Source organism: Pseudomonas sp. HS6-2 (assembly GCF_049325675.2).
In the GTDB taxonomy this organism is placed as follows: Bacteria; Pseudomonadota; Gammaproteobacteria; order Pseudomonadales; family Pseudomonadaceae; genus Aquipseudomonas; species Aquipseudomonas putida_N.
Genome location: NZ_CM143906.1, coordinates 2,973,176 through 2,996,305 on the forward strand (window position 1 = coordinate 2,973,176; position 23,130 = coordinate 2,996,305).

Genomic DNA, 23,130 nt, shown 5'->3' on the forward strand with positions numbered 1-23,130 from the left:
GGGCGTGCCCTAATCATGGCCGCTGCGCGAAGTAAATGAAAGCAGGCTAACGAATTATTCATCGGCGAGAGCCAGCCTGCTCCTACAGGGCGACAGTGTCCCTGTAGGAGCGGGCTTGCCCCGCGAAGAGGCCGGCCCAGCCACCCAAAGGCGATCAGGCCAACTCAGCTACCTCAGACCACGACGCCCTGGCTACGCAGGTAATCGTCATAAGTCCCGCTGAAGTCCACCACACCATCAGCGCTCAGCTCGATGATGCGGGTCGCCAGCGACGACACGAACTCGCGGTCATGGCTGACGAACAGCAGGGTGCCCGGGTAGTTTTCCAGCGCCAGGTTCAGCGCTTCGATCGATTCCATGTCCAGGTGGTTGGTCGGTTCGTCCATCACCAGCACGTTCGGCTTCTGCAGGATCAGCTTGCCGAACAGCATGCGGCCTTGCTCACCACCGGAAATTACCTTCACCGACTTGAGGATCTCATCGTTGGAGAAGAGCATGCGCCCCAGGGTGCCGCGGATCACCTGCTCGCCGCTGGTCCACTGGCCCATCCAGTCGAACAGGGTCATGTCGTCTTCGAAGTCGTGGGCGTGGTCCTGGGCGTAGTAGCCTACTTCGGCGCTGTCGGTCCACTTCACGGAGCCGGCATCTGGGGTCATTTCGCCGACCAGGGTGCGCAGCAGGGTGGTCTTGCCGATACCGTTGGGGCCAATGATCGCTACGCGTTCGCCGGCTTCGACGGTGATGTCGAAGTTCTTGAACAGTACCTTGTCGTCGAAGGCTTTCGCCATCTTCTCGACGACCACTGCCTGGCGGTGCAGCTTCTTTGTCTGCTCGAAGCGAATGAACGGGCTGACACGGCTCGAAGGCTTGACCTCGGCCAGCTGGATCTTGTCGATCTGCTTGGCACGCGAAGTGGCCTGCTTGGCCTTGGAGGCGTTGGCCGAGAAGCGGCTGACGAAAGTCTGCAGCTCGGCGATCTGGGCTTTTTTCTTGGCGTTGTCCGACAGCAGTTGCTCGCGCGACTGGGTGGCCGCGGTCATGTACTCGTCGTAGTTGCCCGGGAACAGGCGCAGCTCACCGTAGTCCAGGTCAGCCATGTGCGTGCACACGCTGTTGAGGAAGTGCCGGTCGTGGGAAATGATGATCATGGTGCTGTTACGCGCCGTGAGGATGGTTTCCAGCCAGCGGATGGTGTTGATATCCAGGTGGTTGGTCGGTTCGTCGAGCAGCAGCACGTCCGGGTCCGAGAACAGCGCCTGGGCTAGCAGTACACGCAGCTTCCAGCCCGGCGCCACTTCGCTCATCGGGCCAAAGTGCTGCTCCAGCGGAATACCCAGGCCCAGCAGCAGTTCACCGGCGCGCGATTCGGCGGTGTAGCCGTCCATTTCGGCAAACTCGGTTTCCAGCTCGGCGACGGCCATGCCGTCTTCCTCGGTCATTTCCGGCAGCGAGTAGATGCGGTCGCGCTCGGCCTTGACCTTCCACAGCTGGCCGTGGCCCATGATCACGGTGTCGATCACGGTGAATTCTTCGTAGGCGAACTGATCCTGGCGCAGTTTACCCAGGCGCGTGTTCGGCTCGAGCATGACCTGGCCGCCAGACGGCTCCAGATCACCGCCGAGGATCTTCATGAAGGTCGACTTGCCGCAACCGTTGGCACCGATCAGGCCGTAGCGGTTGCCGTTGTTGAATTTGACCGAAACGTTTTCGAACAGCGGCTTGGAGCCGAACTGCATGGTGATATTAGCGGTGGAGATCAAGGAGCTTACCTATCAATAACTTACGTGGCTTCTTCGCAGCTACGGACCAATTTCGGACCAATCTGGAGCTTGTCCCGCTCCTGCCCGTCGTGGACGAGTTAATCCAGCGCGCATAAGTCGATAAGAGCTTCTGCACGCTATGCCCGAGCTGTTGGGCGATAAATGCGGGGTTGAGACCAGACATTAAGCATATTGTCGCATAGGTGTGGCGGCAGTTATACGGGGGCGGTACCTGATCGCCAAACCTTTCAGGATCGGCCGCCATTGGTGGTGCAGGTCCGACGTCGGCTTGCCGTGCTCCCCATTCTTCCCGGGCGGGAGCACGAAGAGGCGTTCGATTCCCGTCCCGGCGGATCGATGACTCGTGCGATGGCCTGGGGTGTTGGGCCGGCGCGCCGGCTAGCAACCGGAGGAGCGCCTACCATCCCAGCCAAAGCTTCTGCAGGGTAGAGCTGTTTTCACCCCCGGGGCTGGTCCGGCATTGAGATCGAGTCAGCCCCTGCTCGCCGTCATATCGCGGCAGTGAATAGAAGGGAGAGGGAAGAGGTATTGCCGATTGTCTGATTCAGCTCACAGGCGCGGTCGGCGGATTTGCGTAAAACTGGGTGTTAGCTATGGTGGCAGTACAACACCTAACTACAACTAAAGTCGTAGGAGGACGGCATGAGAATTCGCGGTGATGTGTTTTGGGATTGGGCTGACCCAACGTTGCACCATCGCACTCATGACGAGACTCTAAGCGACGGCACCTCCATCGATGTGCAGGTGAGACTGGCGCGGACAGGAAAAACGCAGATGTTCATCGGCGTGTACGCTCCCAGCGGTATGACTATCCATGAAGAGGCATTCGACTCCAGGCCTGGTGAGTCAATGACAAGGGCGCTGGCATGGGGCGTAGGGCGCGCTCGCCGCGTGGCGATTGAAGGCGCAGCGAATGTTCCGACACGGCTGCCAAGTGACCAGCAGTTGTAAAAAATCGTAATGCTCACCTTCGGCAGTGGATTCAGTGGAGCAGCTCTGTATGCTGTTTCACCAGTCAAAAATCTAAGTTGAAGGTCTGTTCAATGCGCAAGCGAGGCGAAATTTATTGGGATTGGGCCAATCCTGAGTTGCACTTTCGCAACTACGATGAGCGCCTAACCTGTGGCACTCTAATCAACATTCAGGCACGGCTCTCGCTTGAGAACGCTACTCAACTTTTCTTGGGGATCTACGGGGAAAAAGGCGTGCTCTTGCTTGAGGAGCTACACCCAGACTGCCGCGGGCAGAAACTGTCTGCAGCTATGGCTTGGGCGCTGGAGCGTGCTCGCGACTGGGTCGCAGAGACGTTTTCTGCGTCAAAAGCACCAGGGCCGGAGCCACTCCCGCGCAGAGGCTCCCGTCTTCAAAGATAACGAGGTAGGGAAAACGGAACGCTCGTCAGAACGTATCAGTCGTATCTCCATCAGAGGCGCGATTGTGGCGCCCAGTTGGAGAGAATGATGAGCCTTCAGTCCACCAGTCATGACCTTTATGTTCATTCCTACCTTGGTTACCAGGCATCGATTTACGTGCTGTGGGAATCGAGCGTTGAGTTTCCCACTGGGATGTTGGTTGAGGTAGGGAAACCAGGCGCAACAGCCAGAACTCTGCGCGTGAGTCGCTCATTCACCTCGTCAACTGAAGCCATTCTCGAAGGGAAGGTCATGGCTGAACAGTACGTTCAGAGCCAAAACAGGTGATCATGTCCTGCTCGATCGACTAGCAGGGCCCAGCGATCGGCCCTATCGCGACTATGCGCAGGCAAACTGCTGCTGCGTCCCGCCCCGCACCAGAAGGCAGTCCCAACCATCCACGCTATAGGCTCGGCGTGGGGCGTCGATTTTGGGTCGCTTGCAGCCGTTCACGACTGACCGCAATCGACCCAGTGCAGACGTTCACGCTGGAGATCTCGAAGTGGCTTGACTAATCATCTACCGATGGGGCCAGAGGTCGTGTCAGCTTTCGTCAGGTGTAACGATGCGCATGGGGCGTGTGCCGATCTTTGCCCCGGTCACCTCATCCACGGCGACAGCTTTGATTTCCGTGCCTGTTTCCGCGTCGAAGAAGCGAGTCAGCTTGCCACCGCCTCGGTGTTGTCGACCCCATGCACCAATCATGAAAAGCACAGGCAGAAAATCGCGTCCCGCAGCGGTCAGCAGATACTCCTCCCGAGGCGGGTGCTCTGAGTAGCGCCGCTTCTCCAATAATCCTTCCTCCGTCAGTGTCGCCAGCCTGCGGGTCAGCATTGTCGGTGCAATGCCCAGGCTTTTCCGGAATTGGTCAAAGCGAGAGAGGCCAGCATGGGCATCCCGCAGGATCAGTACGCTCCAGGCGTCACCAGCAACAGCCAGGCTGCGGGCGATCGGGCATGGGTTATCGCAACTATTTTTCATGTCCATACTATTTTGATAGTGACCTACCTTCAAAAGGGGAGTATTGTCTGTATCAAATTGATAGTAACACTCCGATGATGAGCCATCCACCCGTTCGGGAGACTTGATTGATGAGCACGAAAAATCCGGCCTTCGCCCAAGCAGCCTCAGCGTCTTCGGGCACTGGCCCCACTCGAATGGCGCGGCCGCCGCAGATCACCAAATGGATATGGCACGCCGACTACCCCGTGCTCAACTGACGATTTACCCCGGTTCAGGCCATGGAGGCGTCTTCCAAAACTACCAGGCCTTTTATCTGCGGTAAGAGACTTTCTCTCTGACGGTCCCAAACAGTAAAAACTTGATGAATAGCCCAACCATGAAAGCACTCACCTTCAAGCGCTATGGCAAATCACCCGACATCGGATTGGCCGATATTCCCCGCCCTACGTTGAAGGGTGACGAAATATTGGTACAGGTCCACGCTGCCGGCCTGAACCCGATCGACAACATGATTCCGACGGGAATGTTCAAGCCTGTGCTGCATTTCCAGCTGCCAGCCACACTTGGTAGTGATCTGGCCGGCATAGTTATTGAGGTTGGTAGCAACGTGAGCCGCTTCAAGCCAGGCGATGCCGTCTTCGCCAGCATCTTCGATCAGGGCACAGGGGCAATAGCTGAGTTCGCGGTTGTGCCGCAGAGTGCTGCCGCCCTGAAACCGGCCAATCTGAGCTTCGTGCAGGCTGCGTCGATCCCAATGGTCGGCCTTACCTCGTGGCAAGCGCTGAAGGAACGCATCAATCTTCAGGCTGGCCAGAAAATATTCATTCCTGCCGGGTCGGGCGGGATCGGTACGTTTGCAATTCAGCTGGCGAAATACCTTGGTGCGCAGGTGGGAACCACCACCAGCACTGGCAACGTTGAGCTGGTGCGCGCTCTGGGTGCGGACGAGGTTGTGGACTACAAGACCCAGGGATTTGAGACCGTGCTGCGCGACTATGACGCAGCGCTCGGAACCGTGAGGGGGGACACGGTTGAAAAATCCATATCCATCCTAAGACCGGGAAGCCGGATCGTCTCGCTGATCGGCCCGCTGGACGCTGCATTTGCCCGAGCCAAACGGCTGAACGTGTTCCTGACCTTCGTATTCGGGCTGATGAGCCGCAAGATCATGCGCCTGGCGAAGAAACGAAACGTCAGTTACTCGTTTCTCTTTGTGCGCCCGGACGGCGCCCAACTCGCCGAAATCGGCAAGCTTCTGGAAGCTCAGCGAATTCAGCCGGTGATCGACAAAGTATTTCCGTTCGAGGATGCAAAGGGTGCGCTTGAGTACCTTGCTCAAGGGCGTTGCAAAGGCAAGGTCGTGATCACCCTGTAACTGCCGCCATGATTCTCACCAAACCCCAAACACAGCCATAAAGGTAACCAGCATGACCACGCGTCCGACCGTACTTATTACCGGTGCCTCCAGCGGTATTGGTGCCACCTACGCCGAGCGTTTCGCCCGTCGCGGCCACAATCTCATCCTTGTGGCGCGCGACAAATCGCGTATGGACGAACTTGCATCACGCCTGCGTAACGATAGCAAAGTGGCCGTAGAGGTTCTGCAAGCAGACCTGACTCGTTCGGCAGACCTGTCCGTACTTGAAAATCGACTGCGCGATGACGCGGGTATCGGCATTTTGATTAACAATGCAGGGATGGCCCAGTCGGGTGGTTTCCTGGACCAGTCCGCCGAATCCATTGAACGCCTGGTCACCCTCAATATTACCGCGCTGACACGACTCGCTGCTGCGATCGCACCGCGCCTTGCGCAGTCAGGCACCGGCGCGATCGTCAACGTCGGTTCGGTGGTGGGTTTTGCGCCCGAGTTCGGCATGTCTATCTATGGGGCTAGCAAAGCCTTCGTGCTGTTTTTGTCACAGGGTCTGAGCCTGGAACTGTCACCCAAGGGCGTATACGTGCAAGCGGTGCTGCCGGCAGCGACCCGCACCGAGATCTGGGAGCGGGCCGGGATTGATGTCAACACACTCCCGGAGGTGATGGAGGTCGGTGAGCTGGTCGATGCTGCGCTCGTCGGTTTCGACCGTCGCGAGTTGGTAACCATACCGCCACTTCATGTTGCCGAGCGCTGGAATGCGCTGGAAGGGGCGCGTAAAGGGCTGATGACTGACATTCGGCAAGCCCACGCTGCAGAACGCTACCAGCCGCAACCTTGAGCGCGTAGTACGACAAATCCAATCCAACACCCGGGAAACGTCTATGAACAACCGCTTGTTCACCCCTGCCCAGCTCGGCAACTTCACTTTGAAGAACCGCATCGTCATGGCGCCGCTGACACGCAGTCGGGCGATCGACAATCTGCCCAATGAACTGATGGCAGAGTACTACCGACTTCGGGCGGACGCCGGACTGATTATTACCGAAGGCACCTCTCCATCACCCAATGGCCTGGGTTACCCACGTATCCCTGGCCTGTTCAACGAAGAGCAAGTCCAGGGCTGGCGAAGAGTGACCGATGGCGTACATCAGGCCGGCGGCCGGATTTTTGTGCAATTGATGCACACCGGGCGGGTCAGCCACCCCGCGAACCTGCCAGCAGGCGCTCGCGTTCTGGCACCTTCGGCGATCACCGCTCCCGGCGAGATGTGGACCGACAGCGAAGGCATGCAGCCGCATCCTGTCCCCCACGCCATGACCGAGGCGGACATTGCCCAGAGCATCGCCGAATATGCAGCCTCGGCCAAACTGGCGATAAAGGCTGGTTTCGATGGCGTTGAACTGCATGCAGCAAATGGCTACTTGATTGACCAATTCCTCAATACCGCATCCAACCAGCGTGATGATCGCTGGGGAGGCCCCGTTGAAAACCGCATCCGCTTCGCGGTCGAAGTTGCAAGGGCAACTGTCAACGCCATTGGCGCGGAGCGGGTTGGAATGCGCATCTCGCCGTATGGGGTCTTCAACGGCCAACTGCCAGATGCCGATATGGACGCGCTGTACCTGCTTCTGATCAAGGAATTGAATGCGCTCGGCCTGCTCTATATTCACATCGTCGATCACAGCGCCATGGGCGCGCCGGAAGTCAGTCCTGCCTTGAAAACCAGTATCCGCGCCGCGTTCAACGGCCAATACATACTCTCCGGTGGCTACAACGTCGCGCACGCCAATGCCGATCTCGACGCTCAGCGTGGTGACTTGGTGGCTTTCGGTCGTCCCTTCATATCGAACCCCGACCTGGTAGCCAAGCTCGCATTGGGGCAGAACTTAATAGCACCTGATAGTTCGACCTTTTATACACCTGGAGAAAAAGGATATACCGATTATTGATGCCCGGCGTCCGCTAAAAACAGCCACACTGTGACTGCCCAAAGATGCGCTTGGCTTCGATTTTGATGGGGCCAGGTTCAGCCACGTCGGCCATCGGGTTTCAGTCGAAACCCTCATTGAAAGCTTTGCCGTTCAGCAGCGAGGTCTGACACGCTTGGCAGACGTAATCTACTACCTGGATGTAGGGGGAACCAGCCTTCCGAAGCACCAGGTATCGAGCGTGTCCTCGCCGGCTTGAGAGAGAGCATTGGCGATGACGATTAACTGAAAATGGTCGCCGGAGGCATCTTCGATGCTGACGGCTTTCGCAAGTGAGGAAGCTCAAAATGGTTGATACTACCTCCTCGGTGAGCGAGCAGCCGCCATCGCAAGCGACTCAGCAACCGATCGGCCTCTAAGAAGCTTTCCTGTTCTGGCTCAAGTTGCGCTTCATCAGCTTTGGCGGGCCCGCCGGGCAGATCTCGATCATGCACCAGGAACTGGTTGAGCGCCGGCGGTGGATTAGTGAGAAGCGCTTTCTGCATGCGCTGAATTACTGCATGTTACTGCCTGGTCCTGAGGCTCAGCAGCTCGCCACATACATCGGCTGGCTCATGCACCGCACCTGGGGCGGGGTGATTGCCGGCGCATTGTTCGTGCTGCCTTCGCTGTTCATCCTGATCGGTTTGTCCTGGGTCTACGTCGCCTTTGGCGAGGTGCCGGTAGTCGCGGGGATCTTCTATGGCATCAAGCCGGCGGTCACGGCCATTGTCGTCCATGCTGCCCACCGAATTGGTTCGCGAGCGTTGAAGAATGGTTGGCTGTGGGCCATAGCCGGGGCCTCGTTCGTGGCCATCTTCGCCCTCAACATGCCGTTCCCGCTGATCGTGCTGGTTGCCGCCATCATTGGCTATGCGGGGGGGCGCTTCGCCCCAAGCAAATTCGTGATCGGTGGCGGTCATGGGGTGGCGAAGAACAGCTATGGCCCGGCCCTGATCGATGACGATACCCCAACACCTGAACATGCCCGTTTCAGCTGGGGGCGTCTGGTACGCCTGCTGCTGGTCGGTGCTGGGCTCTGGGGCCTGCCCATGGGGCTGCTGACGCTGTCGTTTGGCTGGGAGGGCACTCTGACGCAGATGGGCTGGTTCTTCACCACGGCCGCATTGATGACCTTTGGCGGTGCATACGCTGTGCTGCCCTATGTCTATCAGGGGGCCGTCGGGCACTACGGCTGGCTGACGCCAACCCAGATGATCGATGGCCTCGCCTTGGGGGAAACCACGCCAGGGCCACTGATCATGGTGGTTGCCTTCGTCGGATTCATCGGTGGGTATGTGCATCCGATGTTCGGGGTTGAGCACCCGTTCCTTGCCGGTGCAGTGGCGGCGAGCCTCGTCACCTGGTTCACCTTCTTGCCGTCGTTCCTGTTCATACTGGTCGGTGGCCCGTTGGTGGAGTCGACCCACAACGAGATAAAATTCACCGCACCGCTGACGGGAATCACGGCCGCAGTCGTGGGCGTGATCCTGAACCTCGCCATGTTCTTCGGCTACCACGTGCTTTGGCCGAAGGGCTTCAGCGGGATGTTTGACTGGCCTTCCGCGGTAATTGCGGTTGGCGCCGCGATTGCCTTGTTCCGTTTCAAGCGAGGCGTGATTCAAGTGCTGTTCGCCTGCGCACTGGCCGGCCTGGCAGTTCACTTATTGCGTGCATGAAACCAGAGGATGTGCCCAGCAGGGCTACTCAGTGTCAGCCATCAACGTTGTGCTGGGCTTTGTATTGAATCACCCGCTGGGGTAGTGGCGAGGTAATGGCACTTCATCCACGCTGACTGCTCAGCCCTCAGGTAGGGTGATGCCGCACACAAATTCTTTCGAGCCAAGACGGTGAGAGCCGTACTCCACAACGTAACCATCACCGCGGCGTTCCGCTTCCGCCTTGGCTGTTTTCTGGTCGGCATAGACGTCGACAAAATGCCATGGATGTCTATCCCGAAGAACGCCCCACCCAAGCACCCAACCTTCCTTGTCAGGATCTGGAGGCAGGTTTTTCGCCAAGCTGCGAATGGTCATAAAGCGTTTCCTGTTATGGACCTGCCTCGACGCTACTACGGCACCACTCTGTTTGGTTACTGGACTTTCGTACAGGGTGGGTGTCTGGTCAGTTTTTCAAGTTTTGAATAGGGCTTAAGCAAAGCCTGGAGCGGGCTTGACTTTAGCCACGTTGTCGATTTGTTTGCGAAGTGACTGTTATATTTTGCATCTCGCTGTACCAAGGCTGGCAAATGAGTGAGTACTCAATGACAAATAATAATTCAACAAGCCTGAGGACCTCCCACCCACCTGTAGAGGACATCCTGAATGCGCCTGGGAACTGGGTGGAGCCCCCCAATATCCGCAGGGGCGGGGAAAGTGGCGTCCTTCGGATTGAGCTGGAGGGCCAGACCTTTTACAAAAAGCAGCAAGTCGGGCATGTCTATCGAAGCCTTTTACACCCGTTTGGGTATCCGACTGTTGCCCGCGAAGCGAAGGCTCTTCGTGCGGCAGCGTCATTGGGCGTGGCCACGCCATCGCTACTCCACGCCGAAGTCCGTAAACGCGACGGAGCTTGGCATGCAGTAATGGTGACGGCAGCTCTGGATGGTTATTTGTCGCTGGATGACTACTATGCCCGTAACCTCGACAAATCACTTGGATTTAGGCGCCACCACGAGATTTTAGAAGCGTATGGCCGAGAGCTTGCCAGATTGAACCTTGGCCGTTGGCAGCACGGTTGCTTGTACTTGAAACATGTCTTTGTTGACTTCAGCGAAGCGTGCGTGAAAGTCGCACTGCTTGACCTGGAGAAGGCCAGGAAGCGCCTCACCGCGAAGCAGGCCGGCCGCCATGACTTGAGACAAGTCAAACGCAGGTCAGGATGGTCGGATGAGGAGTGGGAAGCATTTTGTAGGGGCTACCGATACTCGTTCGGACAGACTGCAGAACAGCTGCTTTGAGGGGCGCATACCGCTATCACTTATGACTTTTCGGATTTCATGCTGTTATGCAAGCCTAACGCACTACTGAGGAAGGCTTGCATTAGCCGATCCTTCTCAATCTCTTCCAGTCGGGCGATAGTCCCTGCGCGCTCTCGAGCCCGCAGCGAATCAACTGTTCTCACCCAGTGTTCCATAGCCTCGGCAAAACTCAGCTTCTCATCGTCGGGCATCTGCGCATCCTTCATGTGAGTGGCTGGAGATGGCAAGGATAGTCCAAGTGGGTGTGGGCATGGGGCGATTGCCGGCGGGGGCTGGAATGACACACCAGTTGCAGGGCAGGGCGTTGACGGACAGCATCAGGCTGCTTTGCGATGCCGGCCAAGTTTGCTACAGCGCCCGGCGCCGCCTATTTAAGCTCCGCCAGCCTGAAATACCCGGGGCCTTTAGCTTTGTATCAATACTCGAGCCTGCGAATAGCCACATTGCCGCGCTTGTACTGCTGGTAGCCGGTGTAGGGCAGGATGACTGTATCGGCAATGCCCGATGCTGCCATGTCCATCAGAATAGGAAACGGCGCCCAATGCGACCCGGTTCGTTGTGGCCCATTCAAGTTGCAGAACTGATAAGCGACGCCACTGTACGCTCGGGTAATCGTATGGCAGTTGGTCTGCCATTTCGCCAGGTCGTCCACGGCTTTCGACTCGTCGGACACTGTGCGCACAGTCCCGCAACCACTGAGGACCATGGCCAGCGCCACCCCCATCCATAGCTTTTTCATCATGCTGCTCCCTTGGTGATGGCCGAATCATAGCGCAACTGTTTAAGTGCCCACATCGTGAGCACCAAGTTGCTCAAGCGCTACCGCGCGAACTCACTCAGTAACTGCGTTCGTTCCACCAGCCAGTCCGCTTCTCGCGGGAGTAGCAGCCAGGCTGATTGGGCGGGTCGCCATCGCAAGGGATGCCCTGCGCCTGGGTGTCCCGGCTACTTCCCGGCGACATGTTCGCGCAGCCTGTGAAGAGCACGCATAGCGCAACCAGTATTGCCAATTCCTTTCGCATCACTTTAATCCATTCCGGTTCAGTCCCTATGGGACGCCTCTGTGCCGGAAAGGACACATCGCCCCCCTCAAGATGCAACTAGACTTTCAATAGTTGGGGGTGGTGAGGTGGGTTATGCGCTACTCGAAAATCAGACCGTTTCTATGGTGGGCTGGTGCCCTGCAGTTTTTCGCGATCGTGGCCGCCATCGAGCACAGGGCATGGGACGTCGTGTTCATCTGCCTGATGGTGATTGCGGTAGGGATATGGTTCGCCAGGGACGTTCAGCGGTTGGAGGCCCACAAGCAGCCAAGCATGAGATAGGCAAGCTGCACGATGTGGAATGGGAATTGCTGTCTCCCTGAAAACCGAGGATTTGGGGAGGCGCTGTGATGACTCAGAACGTTTACCGCTACATGAACTTCGTTGTGGCTGCTGTGCTGGTCCTGACTGCGGTAGCGTCCTGGGTGTTTCTCGAGGCCATCAGCTGAGCCCACTCCTGGGACCAGCCTTACCCTGAACCGGGCCAGGGGCTCACCCCGAAGGGTGATGGTCTGGAACCAGGTCCCATGCAAGAATCCCTGCCACAACAACCCTGGCACGGGACCACGACAATGAGTAAAGACCGGCTGAAATCGCCCGACTGGTACGCGCAGATAGCACGTGTCGTCGACGCCCAGGGGTCGCCAGGTTTTGTCGAGGCGCTGTTCGCCGCGCTCAAGCTGATTGCTCCGTGCCAAGCCATCACCGTGTTCCTCTACCCGCGCAAGGGGTTGCCGTCGGCGCTGTTCGAAAAGGACGAGGAAGGCCCTTGGCTGCCGGAGGGCAACATCCAGAAGTACCTCGAAGGCTACTACCTGCTGTGCCCGTTCTACCGGGCCTGCATGGACGGCATCGCCCCTGGTTGCTACCGCCTCAGCGATGTCGCCCCCGACCACTTCAAGCGTAGCGAGTACTACCTGGCGTTCTATCAGCACGCTCACCTGGAAGACGAACTCAACTTCATCGTGCCGCTCGACGAGCACCTGACGATCGCCGTGGCCCTGGCCAGCACCCGCCGCCTGGACCGCCAACAGGTCAATGACCTCAAGTGCGTGGCGCCGTGGGTGGTGGCCACGGTGCGGCGGCAGTGGAGCCACCTGGATGTCGATGCCCTGGGTGGGCGTTTCGAGAGCGCCCTGGGCCGGCAGATCAACGCCGCGCTGAACAACTTCGGCTCCTCCTTGCTCACCGAGCGCGAGTGCCGCATCGCCCAGTACCTGCTGCGCGGCCACTCGACCCGTTCCCTGGCCGAGCGCCTGGGCATCAGCGAGGACACGGTCAAGACCCATCGCAAGAACCTCTACACTAAACTCGACATCGCCAAGCAGTCCGAGCTGTTTTCGCTGTTCATCGACTCGCTGGCCCAGGCCCAGGAAGGCCTGAGCAAGGACCCGCTGGAAAGCTACCTGCGAAGGCGCTGATCGCGCCGCTTCACCCCACCCGATTTCTACTGTCAGCGGTCTGGCAGGGCCAACTGCACGCCGCGTTTTACCCTGGAGAACAACAATGAACGCACCGTTCCAAGCCAAGCTGCAAGCCCAGCGCGACACCCGTGACTACCAGGCCGGCGATGCCGCCCACCACATCCACGCCTTCCTCGACCAGAAGGCGCTGAACGCCGAAGGCCCGCGGGTGATGGTTGGTGGCGAGCGCCTGCACCTGTGGGACAGCGACGGCAAGCGCTACCTGGACGGCATGTCGGGCTTGTGGTGCACCCAGCTCGGCTACGGCCGCAAGGACCTGACCGCCGCCGCTACCGCGCAGATGGACCAGCTGGCCTACTACAACATGTTCTTCCACACCACTCACCCGGCGGTCATCGAGCTGTCCGAGCTGCTGTTCAGCCTGCTGCCGGGCCACTACAGCCACGCCATCTACACCAACTCCGGTTCCGAGGCCAACGAGGTGCTGATCCGCACCGTGCGCCGCTACTGGCAAGTCGTTGGCCAGCCGAGCAAGAAGATCATGATCGGCCGCTGGAACGGCTACCACGGCTCGACCTTGGCGGCCACCGCGCTGGGCGGCATGAAATTCATGCACGAAATGGGCGGCATGATCCCGGATGTGGCGCACATCGACGAGCCGTACTGGTACGCCGCCGGTGGTGACCAGACCCCGGCCGAGTTCGGCCGCCGCTGCGCCCTGCAACTGGAAGAGAAGATCCTCGAACTGGGTGCCGAGAACGTCGCCGGCTTCATCGCCGAGCCGTTCCAGGGCGCGGGCGGGATGATCTTCCCGCCGGAAAGCTACTGGCCGGAAATCCAGCGCATCTGCCGCCAGTACGACGTGCTGCTGTGCGCCGACGAAGTGATCGGTGGCTTTGGCCGCACCGGCGAGTGGTTCGCCCACGAATACTTCGGCTTCGAGCCAGACACGCTGTCGATTGCCAAGGGCCTGACCTCGGGTTACGTGCCGATGGGTGGCCTGGTGCTGAGCAAGCGCATCGCCGAGGCACTGGTCGAGCGGGGCGGGGTGTTTGCCCACGGCCTGACCTATTCCGGGCACCCGGTGGCAGCGGCAGTGGCCATCGCCAACCTCAAGGCGCTGCGTGATGAAGGCATCGTGCGCCAGGTCAAGGAGGACACCGGGCCGTACCTGCAGCGCATCCTGCGCGAAGTGTTCGCCAACCACCCGCTGATTGGCCAGGTGCAAGGCGCTGGCCTGGTGGCGGCGCTGCAGTTCGCCGAGGACAAGGGTAGCCGCAAGCGCTATGCCAATGAGAATGACCTGGCTTGGCAGTGCCGTACTTATGGTTTCGAGGAGGGGGTGATCATTCGTTCGACTTTGGGGCGGATGATCATGGCGCCGGCCTTGGTGGCCAACCACAGTGAGCTGGATGAGTTAGTGGAGAAGACCCGGATTGCGGTGGATCGCACCGCGCGCGGGTTGGGCATTCTGTAAGTTCAAAAGCGGGGCTGCGCAGCAGCCCCAGGCTTCACAAATCTTCACAAAGTTTCAAATGAGACAAAATTGACTCATTAAGCTTGCGGAAATATCATTCGGGCCGTTTTTATCTATAGCTCGGGTGAATCATGAGGCACTTGCGTGCACTAGGAATGGCCAGTTGCCTGGCCGCTGCCGTCGCTTTAGCCGGCTGCGGCGAGCAGGAAACGCCACCGTCCGCCGCCAACACCACCGTTCCCGTCCAGACCGTCACGGTCGCCGCCGAACCCTTGGCCCTGGCCTCGACCCTGCCTGGCCGGGTCGAGCCGATGCGCGTGGCGCAAGTCCGCGCCCGGGTGGCCGGCATCGTCCTGCACAAACGCTTCGAAGAGGGCGCCGACGTCAAGGCCGGTGACGTGCTGTTCCAGATCGATCCGGCGCCATTCAAGGCCGCGCTGTCGCGTGCCGAGGCTGAACTCGCGCGGGCCCAGTCGGTGATGCTCGAGGCCCAGGCCCGGGTGCGCCGCTACCAGCCGCTGGTGAAAATCGAAGCGGTCAGCCAGCAAGACTTCGACAGCGCCAGCGCCGACCTGCGCAGCGGCCAGGCGGCCGTGCGTTCGGCCCAGGCCGATGTCGAGACGGCGCAGTTGAACCTCGGATACGCCACGGTCAAGGCACCGATCTCCGGCCGCATCGGCCGTGCACTGATCACCGAAGGTGCGTTGGTCGGGCAGGGCGACGCCACGCTGATGGCGCGCATCCAGCAACTCGACCCGATCTACATTGATTTCACCCAGTCCGCTGCCGACGCCCTGCGCCTGCGCCAGGCGCTCAAGGACGGCGTGCTGGCGGCAGGTGAAAACCCGGCCCTGACCGCTCGTGTGGAAGGTACCGACTACCAACGCCAGGGCACGCTGATGTTCACCGACGTTGCGGTTGACAGCGGTACCGGGCAGGTGACCCTGCGTGGGCGTTTCGACAACGCCGACGGCATCCTGCTGCCGGGCATGTATGTGCGTGTGCTGACACCCCAGGGCACTGACAATCAGGCGATCCTGGTCCCGCAACGCGCCATCCAGCGCGGCAGCGACGGTGAGGCACGGGTGATGCTGGTCGGCAAGGGCGGCATCGCCGAGGCCCGCAGCGTGCGTACCGGTGCCATGCAGGGCGCCCGTTGGCAGGTCACCGAAGGCCTGCACCCGGGCGACCAGGTGATCGTCGGCAGCCCGGCGGGCCTGGCTGCCGGCATGCCGGTGGCCCCGTCCCCGGCACAACAGGCCGCGGCGCGGTAAGGCGAGGGTAGCGAGATGTCCAAGTTCTTCATCAAGCGGCCGAACTTTGCCTGGGTCATGGCGCTGTTCATTTCCCTGGGCGGGTTATTGGTGATGCCGCTGCTGCCGGTCGCCCGGTACCCCAACGTGGCACCGCCGCAGATCACCATCACCGCCACCTACCCGGGTGCTTCGGCCAAGGTGCTGGTGGAGTCGGTGACCAGCATCATCGAGGAGTCGCTCAACGGCGCCAAGAACCTGCTGTATTTCGAGTCCACCAACAACTCCAATGGCATGGCCGAGGTGGTGGTCACCTTCGAGCCGGGCACCGACCCGGAACTGGCCCAGGTGGACGTGCAGAACCGCCTGAAAAAGGCCGAGGCACGCATGCCCCAGGCGGTGACCACCCAGGGCATCCAGGTCGAGCAGACCAGCGCGGGCTTCTTGCTGATCTACGCCCTGAGCTACAAGGATGTTGCCGGCAAGGCCGACACCACCGCCCTGGGTGACTATGCCGCGCGCAACATCAACAACGAGCTGCGCCGGGTGCCCGGTGTCGGCAAGTTGCAGTTCTTCTCTTCGGAAGCGGCCATGCGGGTGTGGGTCGACCCACAGAAGCTGGTCGGCTATGGCCTGTCGATCGATGACGTGAGCAACGCCATCCGCGGGCAGAACGTGCAGGTGCCGGCCGGCAGCTTCGGCAGCACGCCGGGCAGCAGCGAACAGGAACTGACCGCCACCTTGGCGGTGCAAGGCACCCTGAACGACCCAGAGGCCTTTGGCCGTGTGGTGCTGCGCGCCAACCCCGATGGCTCGCTGGTGCGCCTGGCTGATGTTGCGCGCCTGGAAATTGGCCTGGAGAGCTACAATTTCTCCTCGCGCCTGGACGGCAAGCCGGCGGTGGCCGGCGCGGTGCAGCTGGCGCCCGGTGCCAACGCGCTGAAAACCGCCGAGCTGGTCAAGGAGCGATTGGCCGAGCTGAGTGAGTTCTTCCCCGAAGGCGTCGAATATTCGGTGCCATACGACACCTCGCGCTTTGTCGATGTGGCCATCGAGAAGGTCATCCATACCTTGATCGAAGCCATGGTCCTGGTGTTCCTGGTGATGTTCCTGTTCCTGCAGAACATCCGTTACACCCTGATCCCGTCGATCGTGGTGCCGGTGTGCCTGCTCGGCACGCTGATAGTGATGAAGTTGCTGGGCTTCTCGGTGAACATGATGACCATGTTCGGCATGGTGCTGGCCATCGGCATCCTGGTCGACGACGCCATCGTTGTGGTGGAAAACGTCGAGCGGATCATGGCCGAGGAGGGGCTGTCGCCGGGGCAGGCGACGATCAAGGCCATGGGCCAGGTGTCGGGGGCCATCATTGGCATCACCTTGGTGCTCTCGGCGGTGTTCCTGCCGCTGGCGTTCATGGCAGGCTCGGTGGGGGTGATCTACCAGCAGTTCTCGCTGTCGCTGGCCGTGTCGATCCTGTTCTCCGGCTTCCTGGCGCTGACCTTCACCCCGGCCCTGTGCGCCACGCTACTCAAGCCAGTGGCCCCTGGGCACCACGAGAAACGCGGCTTCTTCGGCGCCTTCAACCGTGGCTTCGCCCGCCTTACCGAGCGCTACTCGGGCATGAACAGCGCGCTGGTCAAACGCGCCGGGCGCTACATGCTGGTGTACGCCGGCATCCTGGCGATGCTCGGCTACTTCTACCTGCGCCTGCCGGAGTCGTTCGTGCCGGTGGAAGACCAGGGCTATGCCATCGTCGACGTGCAGCTGCCACCAGGTGCCAGCCGCGTGCGCACCGATGCCACCGGCCAGGCGCTGGAGCAGTTCCTGATGTCGCGCGAGGCGCTGGCCTCGGCGTTCATGGTCAGCGGCTTCAGCTTCTCGGGCATGGGCGAGAACGCCGCACTGGCGTTCCCCACCTACAAGGACTGGTCAGTGCGCAGCAAGGAACAGTCAGTTGACGCCGAAACCGTCGCCATCAATACCCAGTTCGCGGGCTATGGCGACGGCGCGATCATGGCGGTCAACCCACCGCCCATCGATGGCCTGGGCAGTTCCGGCGGCTTTGCCTTGCGCCTGCTCGACCGTGGTGGCCTGGGCCGTGAAGCCCTGTTGGCGGCGCGTGACCAGTTGCTGGGCCAGGCCAACGGCAACCCGGTGATCCTCTACGCGATGATGGAAGGCCTGGCCGAGGCGCCGCAACTGCAGGTCGCCATCGACCGCGAGAAGGCCCGCACCCTGGGTGTGAGCTTCGAGACCATCAACAACACCCTCGCCACCGCCTTCGGTTCGGCGGTGATCAACGACTTCACCAACGCCGGCCGCCAGCAGCGCGTGGTGGTGCAGGCCGAACAGGGTGAGCGGATGACACCTGAAAGCGTGCTGCGCCTGTACGCACCGAACGCCGATGGCCAGCAGGTGCCGTTCAGTAGTTTCGTCACCACCCGCTGGGAAGAAGGGCCGGTGCAGATCGTGCGCTACAACGGCTACCCGTCGATCCGCATCGCCGGCGACGCCGCGCCGGGCTACAGCACCGGTCAGGCCATGGCCGAGATGGAGCGCCTGGTCAGCGATCTGCCACCGGGTATCGGCTATGCCTGGACCGGCCTGTCCTACCAGGAAAAGGTCTCCAGCGGTCAGGCCACCAGCCTGTTCGCCTTGGCCATCCTGGTGGTGTTCCTGCTGCTGGTGGCGTTGTATGAAAGCTGGGCGATCCCATTGACGGTAATGCTGATCGTACCCATTGGTGCCTTGGGCGCGGTGCTGGCGGTGATGGTCACCGGCCTACCCAACGATGTGTACTTCAAGGTCGGCCTGATCACCATCATTGGTCTGGCAGCGAAGAACGCGATCCTCATCGTCGAGTTCGCAAAGGAACTGTGGGCGAAGGGCTACAGCCTGCGCGACGCCGCCATCGAGGCCGCGCGCCTGCGCTTCCGGCCGATCGTGATGACCTCCATGGCGTTCATCCTCGGCGTAGTGCCCCTGGCGATTGCCAGTGGTGCCGGTGCCGCCAGCCAGCGGGCCATCGGCACCGGAGTGATCGGCGGCATGCTCAGTGCCACCTTGCTGGGTGTGGTGTTCGTGCCGATCTGTTTTGTCTGGGTGCTGTCGCTGCTCAAGCGCAAGCCGGCGCCGCACGCTCAAGCTGCCGAGGTGAATGATGGTCATGCGTAATCTTGTGGTGCCGTTCGCCCTGGCCGTGCTGGCCAGCGGCTGCTCCCTGGCACCGACCTATGAGCGCCCCGAGGCACCAGTGGCCAAACAGTGGCAAGACGGGGCAGGGCATGCGGGCCGGCAGGTGGACCAACTGGACTGGCAGGCGTTTATCGTCGACCCGGCCCTGCGCCAGCTGGTTGGCACGGCGCTGGGCAACAACCGCTCGCTGCGCCAGACCCTGCTCGATATCGAACAGGCCCGGGCGCAATACCGGATCCAGCGGGCCGATCGCGTACCAGGCCTGAATGCCAGCGCGTCGGGCAATCGGCAGCATGTGCCGGGCAGCCTGTCCAATGATGGACAGGAGGGCGTGACAAGCACATATCAGGTGGGCGTATCGCTGCCGGAATATGAAGTCGATCTGTTCGGCCGGGTGAAGAGCCTCAGCGATGCCGCGCTGGAGCAATACCTGGCCACCGAGGCAGCCGGTCGCGCCGCACGTATCGCCCTGATCGCCGAAGTCAGCCAGGCCTACCTGAGCCTTGACGGTGCCGAGCGGCGCCTGGCCCTGACTCGCCAGACCCTGGCCAGCCGCGAGGATTCGCTGGCGCTGATCGGCCAACGCCGAGCGGCAGGCGCCGCCACCGCGCTGGACCACCAGGAAGCGCTGGGCCTGGTCGAGCAGGCCCGCGCCGAACTGGAAAGCAATTTGCGACAGCAACGCCAGGCGTATAACGCCCTGGTGTTGCTGGTCGGCAGCGCGGATGCGGGCAAGGCCATCCCGGCCGAACGCCAGGCTGCGCCGAGCGTGCTGCAGGACATCTCGCTTGGCGCGCCGTCGGCGCTGCTGGAGCGACGTCCGGATATCCTCGCCGCCGAGCATCAGCTGCGGGCGCGCAATGCCGACATCGGTGCAGCACGGGCCGCGTTCTTCCCGCGTATCAGCCTGACCGGCAGCTTCGGCACGTCGAGCGCGCAGATGTCCGGCCTGTTCGACGGCGGTTCGCGCAGCTGGAGCTTCATGCCGCAGCTGTCGTTGCCGCTGTTCGATGCCGGGCGCAACCAGGACGGGCTGAGCCTGGCCGAGGCGCGCAAGGATTCGGCGGTGGCGGCGTATGAGGGCACGATCCAGTCGGCGTTCCGCGAGGTGGCCGATGCCTTGGCTGCAACCGACACGTTGCGGCGTGAGGAAGTGGCGCGGCGGGCGTTGGCCGATACCAGCCGGGCGACCTTGGCACTGGCCAAGGCACGCTATGAAGGCGGGATCGACAGCCACCTGCGCTACCTGGATGCCCAGCGCAGCGATTTCGTAAATGAGGCGGCTTACATCGAGGCCAGTACCCAACGCCAGCTGGCGTTGGTCGACCTGTTCCGCGCCCTGGGCGGCGGGTGGCCGGCGCGCGGCTGAGCACAGGCTCCTTTGGTTGGATGATCAACCGCGTTGGCCCTTGAGACTTGTGCCCAGGGGCCTTTTTGTGTCAGGCCAGCACCGATCTCAAGCCCTGGCCAAAGCCCCATGCAGGAACAACTGCTCCAGCGCCACCGCCGAATTGGCACTGGCCGCTCGCCCACGCCGCTCGGCATCGACCATGCCGTAGATCTGGGTGATGAACATCTCGGTAAACACCGCCGCACTGATGTCGATACGCAACACTCCCAGCTGCTGCGCCCGCAGGAAGAAGCCATCCATTGCCTTGGTATAGGCTAGCCAACGGAGGTCTTCACTGTCCCCCAGCAAGGTATCGGGCCGGTACTGGAACATCAGGAATACCAGCATTTCACGGTGCTTGAGGTGCTCGGCGATCAGGTGGCGCACGGCGTCCAGCGGTTCGGCGGTGGTCAGCGCGGCATTGCTGATGACTTGGTTGAGCACCTGCTCGCCGTGGTTCTCGAGCATGGCCACCAGGTTGTCGCGGGTGCCGCAGAAGCGGTGCAGGGTGGCCTTGCTGACGCCAGCGGTCTCGGCCAGCTCCTTGAGGGTTGCGCGGGGGTGGACCACGATGGCGTGGGCCAGGGCCTTGAGTAGGCGTTCGTCGTGGGGCGTGGGTTGCATCGATGGGCCTCGCATGGGTGCATGCTTGGCATTGTGCAGGAAACAGGAGGGGGATCAAGCCCTGGTGTCTCATCTGAGACATTTTTGTGTCTTTGTCGGACCTTTCGCGGGCGCGTCCCGCGAAGAGGCCCTTACAGACTCTAAATCAATGCGGCCCGCGCGGAATGGTCTTGAGCAGGTCTTCCGGGCTGATGTGTCCCACCACCTGAGCCACCGCGCTACCTGGCGTCGGCAAGTCGATGATGTGGTTCTTCATCTTGCCGATCACATGCATTTCGCACGGCTTGCAGTCGAACTTCAGGGTCAGCACTTCATCGCCCTGGATCAGCTGCATCGGTGCCACCTTGGTGCGCACGCCGGTCACGCCCTTGGCCTGCTTGGGGCACAGGTTGAACGAGAAGCGCAGGCAGTGCTTGGTGATCATCACCGGCACTTCGCCGTGTTCCTCGTGGGCTTCGTACGCCGCGTCGATCAGCTGCACGCCATGGCGGTGGTAGAAGTCGCGGGCCTTCTGGTTGTACACGTTGGCCAGAAACGACAGGTGCGACTCCGGATACACCGGTGGCGGCGTGGTCTCGGCCTTGCGCCCTCCACGTGGGTGCGCCTTCACGCGGGCTTCGGTCAGCGCCTCGATGGCTTCGCGGCGCAGGGCCTTGAGCTGCGAGTTGGGGATGAAGAACGCCTGCGGTGCATCCAGCTCGATGCGGTTGGCGTGGTACATCGTGGTGCCCAGCTGGCCGAGCAGGTCATGCAACTGGTCCAGTGCCTGCTGTGGCTTGTTGGCAGCGCCGAAGGGGCCGTCCAGTGCCACCTGCACGCTGACGCCTTCCTCACTGCTGAGGGTCAGCGTCAGGCGCTGTTCGCGCAGCACCGCGTGCCATTCCACGCCCACACGGCGCTCCGATGAAGTACGCTGCAGGGCCTGCTGCCAGTTGTGGTCGAGGTTGCGCGACAGCGGGTGGTTCGGCCGCAGCTTGTGCAGGCCTTCCGGCATTTCGTTGGGCTCGACGCGGTAGCGGTAGCGCTTCTGGCCGTCTTCCTCGAATTCGCCACGCGGCTCGGCGATGTTGGCGCGGAAGCCCACCACTTCACGCTTGACCAGCACGTTGAGGCCGTCGCCGTTGGTCAGCGGCACCTCGGTGACGACCTGCATGTCGCGCTTGCCGACCTTTTCCACCACACCCACGGCCAGGCCGGTGAAGGTTGGCGAGTCGAAGGCACCGATGTCGACCTTGCGGTCGGTGACGAAGTAGTCGGTGCTGCCGCGGTGGAAGGTTTTGTCCGGGTCAGGCAGGAAGAAGTGCTCGGTACGGCCGCTGGAGGCGCGGGCCAGTTCCGGGCGGCCTTCGAGGATGGCGTCGAGTTCCTTGCGGTAGTGGGCGGTGATGTTCTTCACATAGCCCATGTCCTTGTAGCGGCCTTCGATCTTGAACGAGCGCACGCCAGCATCGACCAGGTCGGCCAGGTTGGCGGTCTGGTTGTTGTCCTTCATCGACAGCAGGTGCTTCTCGAAGGCCACCACGCGGCCCTGGTCGTCCTTCAGGGTGTACGGCAGGCGGCAGGCCTGGGAGCAGTCACCGCGGTTGGCGCTGCGCCCGGTCTGGGCGTGGGAGATATTGCACTGGCCGGAGAAGGCCACGCACAGCGCACCGTGGATGAAGAACTCGATGGCCGCGTCGGTTTCGCTGGCGATGGCGCGGATCTGCTGCAGGTTCAGCTCGCGGGCCAGTACCAGCTGGGAGAACCCGGCCTGGTCGAGGAACTTGGCCCGCTCCAGGGTGCGGATGTCGGTCTGGGTGCTGGCATGCAGCTCGATGGGCGGGATATCCAGCTCCATCACCCCCAGGTCCTGCACGATCAGCGCGTCGACGCCGGCGTCGTAGAGCTGGTGAATCAGCTTGCGCGCCGGTTCCAGCTCGTTGTCGTGGAGTATGGTATTGATGGTGGTGAACACGCGTGCATGGTAGCGATGGGCGAACTCGACCAGTTCGGCGATATCGCTGACTTCGTTGCAGGCGTTGTGGCGCGCGCCGAAGCTCGGGCCGCCGATGTAGATGGCATCAGCGCCGTGCAGGATCGCCTCGCGGGCGATGGCCACGTCACGGGCAGGGCTGAGCAGTTCCAGGTGATTCTTTGGAAGGGACATGTCGTTATAGGTTCGGGCTGTCACGGTTTAGGGCGGCATTGTAGCGGTGAAATGCCTGGCTGGCACCTTCGGGTGCCGAGAGGTGTACAGCCAA

At 61.3% G+C, this 23,130-nt stretch carries 18 protein-coding genes and 3 pseudogenes; 13 read left to right on the plus strand and 8 right to left on the minus strand.

Annotated elements, in window-relative coordinates; all coding sequences use genetic code 11:
* Positions 1-173: 173 nt before the first annotated feature.
* Positions 174-1,760: an ABC-F family ATPase gene (locus tag ACOKS3_RS13845; protein WP_027919182.1), complete on the minus strand. Its 1,587-nt coding sequence runs from the start codon at positions 1,758-1,760 to the stop codon at positions 174-176.
* A gap of 20 nt (positions 1,761-1,780) precedes the next feature.
* Positions 1,781-2,087: pseudogene (locus ACOKS3_RS13850) on the minus strand (site-specific integrase); the annotation flags it as partial.
* A 336-nt stretch (positions 2,088-2,423) separates the two neighbouring features.
* On the opposite strand from ACOKS3_RS13850, the gene ACOKS3_RS13855 reads away from it, so the two are divergent.
* On the plus strand, positions 2,424-2,732 hold the full coding sequence (locus tag ACOKS3_RS13855) for a hypothetical protein (protein WP_103447237.1): 309 nt from the start codon (positions 2,424-2,426) through the stop codon (positions 2,730-2,732).
* Between the two features lie 509 nt (positions 2,733-3,241).
* Entirely contained in the window at positions 3,242-3,481 is a 240-nt protein-coding gene (locus ACOKS3_RS13860; RefSeq protein WP_103447239.1) for a hypothetical protein, read from the plus strand.
* Between the two features lie 255 nt (positions 3,482-3,736).
* Here the strand turns inward: ACOKS3_RS13860 and ACOKS3_RS13865 are convergent, their stop codons facing one another.
* Entirely contained in the window at positions 3,737-4,180 is a 444-nt protein-coding gene (locus tag ACOKS3_RS13865) for a winged helix-turn-helix transcriptional regulator (protein ID WP_103447240.1), read from the minus strand.
* Between the two features lie 352 nt (positions 4,181-4,532).
* Here ACOKS3_RS13865 and ACOKS3_RS13870 point away from each other — a divergent pair, with 352 nt between their 5' ends.
* The 5 genes and pseudogenes from ACOKS3_RS13870 (at position 4,533) to chrA (ending at position 9,180) form a co-directional block, all read left to right on the plus strand.
* Positions 4,533-5,531 carry an NADP-dependent oxidoreductase gene (locus ACOKS3_RS13870; RefSeq protein ID WP_103447241.1) on the plus strand — a complete coding sequence of 333 codons (999 nt, stop codon included), beginning with the start codon at positions 4,533-4,535 and terminating at the stop codon, positions 5,529-5,531.
* Between the two features lie 52 nt (positions 5,532-5,583).
* Entirely contained in the window at positions 5,584-6,372 is a 789-nt protein-coding gene (locus tag ACOKS3_RS13875) for an SDR family NAD(P)-dependent oxidoreductase (RefSeq protein ID WP_422763208.1), read from the plus strand.
* Positions 6,373-6,415: 43 nt separating this feature from the next.
* Positions 6,416-7,483 (plus strand): alkene reductase, encoded by a 1,068-nt coding sequence (locus ACOKS3_RS13880; RefSeq protein WP_422763209.1) that lies wholly within the window; start codon positions 6,416-6,418, stop codon positions 7,481-7,483.
* A 37-nt stretch (positions 7,484-7,520) separates the two neighbouring features.
* Positions 7,521-7,744, plus strand: a pseudogene (locus ACOKS3_RS13885) (chromate resistance protein ChrB domain-containing protein); the annotation flags it as partial.
* Between the two features lie 65 nt (positions 7,745-7,809).
* Positions 7,810-9,180 (plus strand): annotated as a pseudogene (gene chrA / locus ACOKS3_RS13890) (chromate efflux transporter).
* A 120-nt stretch (positions 9,181-9,300) separates the two neighbouring features.
* On the opposite strand, the gene ACOKS3_RS13895 reads toward chrA, so the two are convergent.
* A complete protein-coding gene (locus ACOKS3_RS13895) occupies positions 9,301-9,537 on the minus strand; it encodes a hypothetical protein (protein WP_422764640.1) in 237 nt (78 codons plus the stop codon).
* 212 nt (positions 9,538-9,749) lie between these two features.
* Here ACOKS3_RS13895 and ACOKS3_RS13900 point away from each other — a divergent pair, with 212 nt between their 5' ends.
* Positions 9,750-10,460 (plus strand): lipopolysaccharide kinase InaA family protein, encoded by a 711-nt coding sequence (locus ACOKS3_RS13900; protein WP_422764641.1) that lies wholly within the window; start codon positions 9,750-9,752, stop codon positions 10,458-10,460.
* Positions 10,461-10,480: 20 nt separating this feature from the next.
* On the opposite strand, the gene ACOKS3_RS13905 is transcribed toward ACOKS3_RS13900, so the two are convergent.
* Together ACOKS3_RS13905 and ACOKS3_RS13910 are read right to left on the minus strand one after the other, a co-directional pair.
* Entirely contained in the window at positions 10,481-10,672 is a 192-nt protein-coding gene (locus ACOKS3_RS13905) for a hypothetical protein (protein ID WP_103447245.1), read from the minus strand.
* Positions 10,673-10,896: 224 nt separating this feature from the next.
* Positions 10,897-11,223 (minus strand): YceK/YidQ family lipoprotein, encoded by a 327-nt coding sequence (locus ACOKS3_RS13910; protein ID WP_463581488.1) that lies wholly within the window; start codon positions 11,221-11,223, stop codon positions 10,897-10,899.
* Between the two features lie 873 nt (positions 11,224-12,096).
* Between ACOKS3_RS13910 and ACOKS3_RS13915 the strand changes: the two genes are divergently transcribed.
* From ACOKS3_RS13915 to ACOKS3_RS13935, 5 genes are all read left to right on the plus strand, one after another.
* Positions 12,097-12,945, plus strand: coding sequence for a helix-turn-helix transcriptional regulator (locus tag ACOKS3_RS13915; RefSeq protein WP_103447248.1), 849 nt, complete (start codon positions 12,097-12,099; stop codon positions 12,943-12,945).
* Positions 12,946-13,030: 85 nt separating this feature from the next.
* Complete coding sequence (locus ACOKS3_RS13920) at positions 13,031-14,425, plus strand: aspartate aminotransferase family protein (RefSeq protein ID WP_103447249.1); 1,395 nt, start codon at positions 13,031-13,033, stop codon at positions 14,423-14,425.
* Positions 14,426-14,556: 131 nt separating this feature from the next.
* Positions 14,557-15,699 carry a MexC family multidrug efflux RND transporter periplasmic adaptor subunit gene (locus tag ACOKS3_RS13925; RefSeq protein WP_103447250.1) on the plus strand — a complete coding sequence of 381 codons (1,143 nt, stop codon included), beginning with the start codon at positions 14,557-14,559 and terminating at the stop codon, positions 15,697-15,699.
* Between the two features lie 15 nt (positions 15,700-15,714).
* Positions 15,715-18,855: a multidrug efflux RND transporter permease subunit gene (locus tag ACOKS3_RS13930; RefSeq protein ID WP_422764642.1), complete on the plus strand. Its 3,141-nt coding sequence runs from the start codon at positions 15,715-15,717 to the stop codon at positions 18,853-18,855.
* Complete coding sequence (locus ACOKS3_RS13935; RefSeq protein WP_422764653.1) at positions 18,842-20,245, plus strand: efflux transporter outer membrane subunit; 1,404 nt, start codon at positions 18,842-18,844, stop codon at positions 20,243-20,245. Before ACOKS3_RS13930 ends, ACOKS3_RS13935 begins: the two co-directional genes overlap by 14 nt.
* Before the next feature lie 87 nt (positions 20,246-20,332).
* Here ACOKS3_RS13935 and ACOKS3_RS13940 read toward each other — a convergent pair whose 3' ends face one another.
* Both ACOKS3_RS13940 and ACOKS3_RS13945 read right to left on the minus strand, forming a co-directional pair.
* On the minus strand, positions 20,333-20,890 hold the full coding sequence (locus tag ACOKS3_RS13940; RefSeq protein ID WP_103447253.1) for a TetR/AcrR family transcriptional regulator: 558 nt from the start codon (positions 20,888-20,890) through the stop codon (positions 20,333-20,335).
* 145 nt (positions 20,891-21,035) lie between these two features.
* Positions 21,036-23,036, minus strand: coding sequence for a peptidase U32 family protein (locus tag ACOKS3_RS13945; RefSeq protein WP_422764643.1), 2,001 nt, complete (start codon positions 23,034-23,036; stop codon positions 21,036-21,038).
* Positions 23,037-23,130 lie beyond the last annotated feature (94 nt).

Coding starts and splice junctions, on each gene's coding strand:
- ACOKS3_RS13855 (WP_103447237.1), top strand. CDS start 2,424: ATGAGAATTCGCGGTGATGTGTTTTGGGATTGGGCTGACCCAACGTTG.
- ACOKS3_RS13860 (WP_103447239.1), top strand. CDS start 3,242: ATGAGCCTTCAGTCCACCAGTCATGACCTTTATGTTCATTCCTACCTT.
- ACOKS3_RS13865 (WP_103447240.1), bottom strand. CDS start 4,180: ATGGACATGAAAAATAGTTGCGATAACCCATGCCCGATCGCCCGCAGC.
- ACOKS3_RS13870 (WP_103447241.1), top strand. CDS start 4,533: ATGAAAGCACTCACCTTCAAGCGCTATGGCAAATCACCCGACATCGGA.
- ACOKS3_RS13875 (WP_422763208.1), top strand. CDS start 5,584: ATGACCACGCGTCCGACCGTACTTATTACCGGTGCCTCCAGCGGTATT.
- ACOKS3_RS13880 (WP_422763209.1), top strand. CDS start 6,416: ATGAACAACCGCTTGTTCACCCCTGCCCAGCTCGGCAACTTCACTTTG.
- ACOKS3_RS13895 (WP_422764640.1), bottom strand. CDS start 9,537: ATGACCATTCGCAGCTTGGCGAAAAACCTGCCTCCAGATCCTGACAAG.
- ACOKS3_RS13900 (WP_422764641.1), top strand. CDS start 9,750: ATGAGTGAGTACTCAATGACAAATAATAATTCAACAAGCCTGAGGACC.
- ACOKS3_RS13905 (WP_103447245.1), bottom strand. CDS start 10,672: ATGCCCGACGATGAGAAGCTGAGTTTTGCCGAGGCTATGGAACACTGG.
- ACOKS3_RS13910 (WP_463581488.1), bottom strand. CDS start 11,223: ATGATGAAAAAGCTATGGATGGGGGTGGCGCTGGCCATGGTCCTCAGT.
- ACOKS3_RS13915 (WP_103447248.1), top strand. CDS start 12,097: ATGAGTAAAGACCGGCTGAAATCGCCCGACTGGTACGCGCAGATAGCA.
- ACOKS3_RS13920 (WP_103447249.1), top strand. CDS start 13,031: ATGAACGCACCGTTCCAAGCCAAGCTGCAAGCCCAGCGCGACACCCGT.
- ACOKS3_RS13925 (WP_103447250.1), top strand. CDS start 14,557: ATGAGGCACTTGCGTGCACTAGGAATGGCCAGTTGCCTGGCCGCTGCC.
- ACOKS3_RS13930 (WP_422764642.1), top strand. CDS start 15,715: ATGTCCAAGTTCTTCATCAAGCGGCCGAACTTTGCCTGGGTCATGGCG.
- ACOKS3_RS13935 (WP_422764653.1), top strand. CDS start 18,842: ATGGTCATGCGTAATCTTGTGGTGCCGTTCGCCCTGGCCGTGCTGGCC.
- ACOKS3_RS13940 (WP_103447253.1), bottom strand. CDS start 20,890: ATGCAACCCACGCCCCACGACGAACGCCTACTCAAGGCCCTGGCCCAC.
- ACOKS3_RS13945 (WP_422764643.1), bottom strand. CDS start 23,036: ATGTCCCTTCCAAAGAATCACCTGGAACTGCTCAGCCCTGCCCGTGAC.